General features: G+C 70.6%; 9 protein-coding genes. 3 read left to right on the top strand and 6 right to left on the bottom strand.

The features are described from left to right. Window positions 1–73 precede the first annotated feature (73 nt). Together E1294_RS50300 and E1294_RS50305 are read left to right on the top strand one after the other, a co-directional pair. On the top strand, window positions 74–1,021 hold the full coding sequence (locus E1294_RS50300; RefSeq protein WP_132519937.1) for an ABC transporter permease: 948 nt from the start codon (window positions 74–76) through the stop codon (window positions 1,019–1,021). Between the two features lie 14 nt (window positions 1,022–1,035). Further along, a complete protein-coding gene (locus E1294_RS50305) occupies window positions 1,036–1,998 on the top strand; it encodes an ABC transporter substrate-binding protein (protein ID WP_132519940.1) in 963 nt (320 codons plus the stop codon). A 1-nt stretch (window position 1,999) separates the two neighbouring features. Here E1294_RS50305 and E1294_RS50310 read toward each other — a convergent pair whose 3' ends face one another. The 5 genes from E1294_RS50310 to E1294_RS50330 form a co-directional block, all read right to left on the bottom strand. After that, the gene (locus E1294_RS50310) at window positions 2,000–2,266 is read right to left on the bottom strand and encodes a hypothetical protein (RefSeq protein WP_132519943.1); all 267 of its coding nucleotides are present in this window, start codon (window positions 2,264–2,266) and stop codon (window positions 2,000–2,002) included. A 69-nt stretch (window positions 2,267–2,335) separates the two neighbouring features. After that, a complete protein-coding gene (locus tag E1294_RS50315) occupies window positions 2,336–3,187 on the bottom strand; it encodes a helix-turn-helix domain-containing protein (RefSeq protein WP_132519946.1) in 852 nt (283 codons plus the stop codon). 57 nt (window positions 3,188–3,244) lie between these two features. Then, window positions 3,245–3,505 carry a hypothetical protein gene (locus E1294_RS50320; protein ID WP_132519948.1) on the bottom strand — a complete coding sequence of 87 codons (261 nt, stop codon included), beginning with the start codon at window positions 3,503–3,505 and terminating at the stop codon, window positions 3,245–3,247. A 92-nt stretch (window positions 3,506–3,597) separates the two neighbouring features. Further along, complete coding sequence (locus tag E1294_RS50325) at window positions 3,598–4,611, bottom strand: phosphotransferase family protein (RefSeq protein WP_132519951.1); 1,014 nt, start codon at window positions 4,609–4,611, stop codon at window positions 3,598–3,600. Window positions 4,612–4,672: 61 nt separating this feature from the next. Beyond that, complete coding sequence (locus tag E1294_RS50330; protein ID WP_132519954.1) at window positions 4,673–5,473, bottom strand: GNAT family N-acetyltransferase; 801 nt, start codon at window positions 5,471–5,473, stop codon at window positions 4,673–4,675. A gap of 63 nt (window positions 5,474–5,536) precedes the next feature. Between E1294_RS50330 and E1294_RS50335 the strand changes: the two genes are divergently transcribed. Continuing rightward, window positions 5,537–6,556 carry an ROK family protein gene (locus E1294_RS50335; protein WP_181958678.1) on the top strand — a complete coding sequence of 340 codons (1,020 nt, stop codon included), beginning with the start codon at window positions 5,537–5,539 and terminating at the stop codon, window positions 6,554–6,556. On the opposite strand, the gene E1294_RS50340 is transcribed toward E1294_RS50335, so the two are convergent. Next, window positions 6,512–6,898, bottom strand: a 387-nt coding sequence (locus E1294_RS50340; RefSeq protein WP_425465286.1) for an AtuA-related protein, incomplete at its 5' end; no start/stop codon positions are given. The two genes, E1294_RS50335 and E1294_RS50340, sit on opposite strands and share 45 nt — an antisense overlap.

The raw sequence follows: 6,898 nt of genomic DNA on the forward strand, positions 1-6,898 counted from the left end.
TCGCGGGTGTGGACGAAGCGGGAGGCGGGCCTGGGCGGGGCGTCGCGGGTCTGGACGAACAGGAAGACGGCCGATGAAGCACCTCCGGCTCGGAGCCCCGCAGGTCGTGTGGATCGGCCTGGTGCTGGCAGGGCTGGTGGTGGCGTTCTCGGTGCTCGCGCCGCGCACGTTCCCCACCTCGTTCAACCTGCTCAACCTGGTCAGCGACGCGGCCATCCTGCTGCTGCTCGCCACCGGGATGACGTACGTGATCATCACGGCGGGCATCGACCTGTCGGTGGGCGGGGTGCTCGTGTTCTCGGCCGTGTCCGCGGCCAAGGTCATGGAGGCCACCGGGTCGCTCGCGCTCGGCGCCCTGGCCGCCCTCGTGGCCGGGCTGGCCTGGGGGGTGTTGAACGGCGTGCTGATCGCCATGGGGCGCATCCCGGCGCTCATCGTGACGCTCGGCACCCTCGGCATGTCGCTCGGCGGCGCGCTGCTGCTCACCGGCGGCGTCGACCTGCGCGCCCCCACCGAGCTCAACCTCGGGCTCGGCCTGGCCCGCTGGCTGGGCGTGCCGGTGATCGTGTGGATCTGCGCCGCCATCACCGCGGCCCTGGCCCTCATGCTCGCCCGCACCCGGTTCGGCCGCCACACGTACGCGATCGGCTCCAACGCCGAGGCCGCGCGGCGTGGCGGCGTCGCCGTGCGCGCGCACCTGGTCAAGGTGTACGGCCTCGCAGGGCTGCTGGCGGGCCTGGCCGGCTGCCTGTCGCTGGCCAAGTACGGCATCACCGGCGTGTCCGCGCACTCCACCGACAACCTCCAGGCCATCGCGGCCGTGGTGATCGGCGGGACGTCCCTGTTCGGCGGCGTCGGTACGGTGGCCGGCACGGTCATCGGCGTCTTCATCCCCGTCGTGCTGCAGAACGGCTTCCAGATCCTCGGTGTGCGGCCGTTCTGGCAGCAGGTGGTGGTGGGCGCGGTGCTCGTCGCCGCCGTCTACGTCGACCAGTGGAGGCGCAGGGCCCGCGACCATTAGGAGGAGGCACCACCATGCGCAAGATCACGGCAATCTTCGCGGCGATGATGATGATCGGCGCCTGTGGCGGGCAGGGGGATGACGCGGGCGGCGTCGACCAGACCCGGGTCACGCTCGTGCAGGGCCTGGCCGGGGAGGAGTTCTACGAGACGATGGCCTGCGGCGCGAAGGCCAAGGCCCAGGAGCTGGGCGTGGCGCTCGACGTGCAGGGGCCGCAGAAGTTCGACCCGACGCTCCAGACGCCGATCGTCAACTCCGTGACCGCGAGCGCGCCGGACGCCATGCTGATCGCGCCGACCGACGTCAAGGCGATGATCGCGCCGCTGACCCAGGCCAAGCAGCAGGGCATCAAGATCATTTTGGTGGACACGGTGGTCGAGGACGAGAGCATCGGTCTGTCCAGGATCAGCACCGACAACGTCAAGGGCGGCGCGGCGGCGGCCCAGGCGTTGTCGGAGCAGATCGGCGGCAAGGGCAAGGTGCTGGTCATCTCCACCGACCCCGGCGTCAGCACCGTGGACGCGCGCATCAAGGGCTTCGAGCAGGAGATCGAGGCGAACCATCCGGACATCACCTATCTCGGTGTGCAGTACTCGCACAACGACGTCGGCGAGGCGTCCAGGATCGTCAACGCGGCACTGGCGAAGGATCCCGACCTGGCCGGCGTGTTCGCGGCGAACCTCAACTCGGCCACCGGCGCGGGCTCGGCCCTGCGGCAGGCGGGCAAGCTGGGCAAGGTCAAGATGGTGGGGTTCGACGCGGGGCCGGCGCAGGTCAAGCAGCTCAAGGACGGCGTCGTGCAGGCCCTGATCGCGCAGTTGCCCGGTGACATCGGCGCCAAGGGCGTCGAGCAGGCGGTCGCCGCGGTCAAGGGGCAGCAGGTCACGGCGTCGATCCCGACGGACGCCACGATCGTCACGGAGGAGAACGTCGACCAGCCGGAAGTGCAGAAGATCCTATACCGGGCAGGGTGCTGACCTAGGCCGGCAGGGCGGCGAGGAGGAAGGCGAGGCGGGCGGCGGCGGACTCGACGTCTTCTGAGGTGCCCAGGCGGTAGCCCCAGGAGGTGATGAACGCGCCCTCGTCGGAGCAGGTCACGGTCTCCGTGAGGGTGGCGGAGAAACGGTTGCGGACCGACACGTAGGCAGGGTCACTGGCCAGGGCGAGGTTTTGGACCGACAGGTCCGCGTGACGACCCGCGTGCCACGCGAACCGCTCGAGGCAGAGCGCGGTATCAAGCATCATGCGTCACCTCCGCAACGTCTCGCGACAGAATTGCACGATCTTGTGGCGGGAGGCAAGCAATTGCTGCGGTTAATGTGGAGTTTGTTTCCGGTAGTCGTGAAGAATCCTGATGATGACCTCCCGTCCGGACTCCTCGAACTCGGCCACCTTCGCGAAGTCGTCGAACGCCCGGACATAGAAGGCGATGTCGTCGGGGTCGCGCAGGACGAGGTCCTTCGTCATGGTGGCCACGCCGACCATGGAATCGTTGTAGATCCAGAACCCGTTGACCGGGTTGGACGGGAACTCGGCCTCGAAGGGGATCACGCCGAACTCCACGTTCGGCAACGTGCTGACGGCCAGCAGGCGGTCGAGCTGGCCGCGCATCACCTCGGGCGGCGCCAGGAGGGTGCGGAGCGTGGACTCCGACACCACGAACCGGAACGTCCTCGTGCGGTCGTAGAGGATCTCCTGGCGCTGCATGCGCACCCGGACCGCCGCGTCGATCTGGTCGGCGGCGCTGTAGAGGCGCTTGACCTTGCGGAACACGTGCCTGGCGTATTCGGAGGTCTGCAGCAGGCCCACGATGATGCCGGGCTCGAACACCCGGAAAAGCTTGGTGCGCGCCTCCAGGTCACGGACGTCCTCCTGCAGGGCGGCCAGCCCGCTGCGGTGGCGCTGCTTCCAGTCGTCGTGCCGTTCGAGCAGCGCGATCGCCTGCCGGATCAGCTCGTCGGTCGTGTCGGGCGAGGCGCGTACGGCCTGCGCCCACACGACCACGTCGTCCTCGGTGGCGGTCTGCCTGGCGTTCTCCAGGCGCGAGACCTTGGACGGCTGCCAGCGCAGCTGCTCGGCCAGCTCCTTGCCGGACAACCGGGCGGCCTCGCGCAGCTGGCGTAATTGGCTGCCGAGGTCGATGCGCGCCTGCTGAAAGGACGTCACGCCGCAAGAGGTTAGCCCTGCATGCGTCGATCATGCCAGTGTGGTACGCAATTGTGATCAACCGGTAGCCGTGGGTGCTCCTCCGCAGGTGGGGAAAGCGGTTGCCGAGCCCTCGGGCAGGACCCGGCGGGCGATTTCGGTGATGAGCTCGCGGGGCACCTCGACGGCGCCCTCGCCGTCGAGCACGTCGCGGAGGTCCGCGAGCGCCTCCGCGTCGGTGACCTGGAGGCCTTGGACGACGATGGTGCCGCGGTCGGTCTCGTACAGGGTGGGACAGGCGCCCGCCTCTGATGTGGACCCGAGGAACCGCATACGCATGACGATCCTTCCCCGATACAGATGCAATTGCGCGCAATTGTATGGCTCGGGGGTCTATGTGTGATCGTTTCTCCGAAAATCGTGATATATGGTCAATTGAGCGCGCCGTCCATGAACTCCTGGGCCCGCTCGAAGAGGCCGAGCGTCGTCGCGTGCAGCAGGTCGCCGATGTCCTGGGGCGCCTTGCCGGCGCACGCCCGCGCGTGCGTGCCCTCCAGCACGATGCCGAGCTTGAAGCAGGCCATGACCGCGTACCAGTCGATGGCCGACATGTCGCGCTCGGACAGCGCCGCGTAGTAGGCGATGATCTCAGGCGGCGCAGGCAACCCGGGCACGTGGTCGTTGCCCGCCGGCCACATCGCCACCAGCCAGCCGAGGTCGACCAGCGGGTCGCCGATCGTGCACATCTCCCAGTCGACGATGGCGGCCACCCGCGGGCTGTCGGAGGCGAACATCAGGTTGGCGAAGTGGTAGTCGCCGTGCATGACGCCCGGCGTGAAGGTGCGGGGGAGGTTGCGGGTCAGCCAGCCGGCCGCCTCCGTCAGCCCGGGGATGTCGGGTCCCGGGTAGCCGTCGAGCTCGCCGTACGAGTCGAGCTCCTTGAGCCAGCGCGGCACCTGCCGCTCCAGGAACCCCTCCGGCCGGCCGAACCCCGGCAGCACGTCAGGGTCGACCCGCCCCAGCTCGGCCAGCGCCGCGGCGGCCTCGAGCCCCATGCGGTGCCTGATCGCCGCGTCGGAGGCGTGCGGCTCCGGCAGCCCGGTCGAGGGGTTGAACCCGTCGACCGGTTCCATGAGGTAGAACACCGGCTCCCGTGCGGTCTGCGCGGCCACCAGCGTGGGCGCGGGCACTGGGGTGTCGTGCAGCGCCGCCAGCACGCGGGCCTCGCGGCGGAGCACCTCGTTGCTCTTGCGGCGGGCGTGCAGCGGAGGCCGGCGCAGGATGTACGGGCGGCCGCCGCGTTCGAGGCGGACCATGACGTTCTGCGTGCCGCCGAGGACCGGCGTCACCCTCGTGATCGGGCCCGGCGGCAGCCCCTGATCGTCCATCCACGCGCCGAGCTCGTCGAGGTCGATGGCGCTGACGTCGATGTGGGTGGAGGTCATGAGCCGCCCTTCGGCCAGAATTATGTTCTGGTGGAACCCTATTCAGCCCCCGGGAACCGGGTCAACCGAGCGCCTGCGTGAAGGGGAGGAACTGGCGTGACCGGTCTCCGGGCAGGTCGTCGCCGCGCACCATGAACGCGACCTCCCACGGCTCGCCGATGCCGTGCTCGCTCGCCCACCGGATCATGGACTCGTGGGCGAGGTCGAAGTCCATCCGCACCTCGCCGCCCGCATCGAGCGCCAGGTCGCCGATCAGGGCGCGCGCGGTCTCCTCGTCGCCGGCCACGACCGGGCCGATCACGGTGGCGTCGTCGTTGCGCCAGCACTGGCCGAAACCGCCGGCCGCCACCCGGACCCGCTCGCCGAACGTGAACATCCGCCGCAGCGCCGCCGACCTGTCCATGCCGAACACCTCGGCGTCGAGCGCGAGGATGGCGTCGAGGTCGGCTTCGGTGGCGGGACGGGTCAGGCCCGAGGGCTCGCCCGCGAAGACGCCCGTGTGCTTGGCCACCCGGCCGACCGCCCGGAAACCGAGCTGCTCATAGAGCGGCCGGCCCTGCCTGGTGGCGTGGAGGAAGACGGTGCGGTCGCCGGCCTGGTCGAGCACGTGCCGCATGAGTGCGCGGCCGAGGCCCTGCCTGGAGTAGCGGGACGCGGTGAGCACCATGCTGATCACGGCGTGCCCGTCGCCGTAGCAGGTCAGGACGTTGCACGCGGCCAGGCCGTCGCCGTCAGGGGCGTCGATGCCGTACGGCTCGCCGATCTCGAACAGCAGGCGCCACTTGTGCTCCTCCGGCGGCCAGTCGCGGTCCTTGGCCAGGCGGATGCAGTCGTCCAGGTCGATGAGGATGAGGCGGCGCATGAGACCTCATCTTTCTGCATCGCCGGGTCTGATCTCAAAAGGTTTCTGCAGCAGGATGAAGGCATGGAGTGCGTTGTAGCGGTCGATGTCGGCGGCACCAACATGAAAGGAGGACTTGTCGCCTGCGACGGGACATGTCTGCATTTCGAGCGGCGGCCTACGCCCCGCGCCGAAGGCCCTGAGCGCGTGATCGCGGCCGTCTCCGCCTTCGTCACCGACCTCACCCGGCCCCGGCCGGGAACACGCCCGCTGGCGGTGGGGCTGGTGGTGCCCGGTCTCGTCACGGCGGAACGGGCCGTCTTCTCGGCCGCGTTCGGGTGGCGGGACGTGCCCGCGTCGTCGTTCACGGACGTGGACCTGCCGGTGGCGCTCGGGCACGACGTCCGCGCGGCCGGGGAGGCGGAGCTGGCCTACGGAGCGGGCGGGGACGACGTCCTCTACCTGCCCATCGGCACGGGCATCGCGGGCGCGGTGGTCCTGTCCGGGTCGTTGTACGGGGGCGCCGCCGGATGGGCCGGGCAGATCGGGCACATCCCGGTACGGCCCGGCGGGGCGGCCTGCGGGTGCGGGCAGCGGGGCTGCCTGGCGGCGTACGCGTCGGGCGGTGCGGTCGCGGCCCGGTACGGCGCCGCCGGGGCCGAGGAGGTGGTGCGGCGAGCCTCGGAGGGAGACGCGGTGGCCGGGCGGGTGTGGGACGCGGCCGTGGAGGCGCTCGCCCTGGCGCTGGCCACGTACACGCGGCTGCTGGATCCGGCGGCTGTCGTCATCGGCGGCGGGGTCTCACACGCGGGCGACGCCCTGATCGTCCCCCTCCGAGCCCGCCTGTCGGCCCTCCTGTCTCCCCACCCGCCGTTCTTTTCCCAAGGGCCGTCCCCGTCGTCTCAGAGATCGTCCCTCCCGTCGTCTGACGGGCGGTCGCCGTCGCCGGGGGTGGCGGCGCACGGTCCGGAGCGGAGGGTGCCGGAGGTCAGGGCGTCAGCGCTCGGGGCGCGGGCGGGGTTGCTGGGCGCGGGACTGCTGGGATGGCGGATGGCCGGCTCAGTCCAGGAGCGCCGTGGGGATGTGCACATGCCGGGCGCGTAGCTCCTCGCCCAGCGCCTTGGCCTGCGGGTCCATGCGCGGGCTCGCCGCCACGCCCCGGCCCAGGAGCCCGTGGACGACGAAGTTGAGCGCCTTGAGGTTCGGCAGCTCGTAGCGGTCGATGCGGTACGCCGCCAGATGCGGCAGGAGCCGCTTGAGACGGTCAGGGGTCAAGGTGGCGGCCAGCCACGCGTAGCGGTCCCGCGTCGCGGCCCAGACTCCCAGGTTGGCGTTGCCGCCCTTGTCGCCGGAACGTGCACCCACGATGCGCCCCAGCGGCATCCACACGGTCCCCTCCCCGCCCGCCACGCCGTCCGTGCCCGTGGGGTCTGCCGGGGTGGGGGG

The organism is Nonomuraea diastatica, from assembly GCF_004349015.1.
Taxonomy (GTDB): domain Bacteria; phylum Actinomycetota; class Actinomycetes; order Streptosporangiales; family Streptosporangiaceae; genus Nonomuraea; species Nonomuraea diastatica.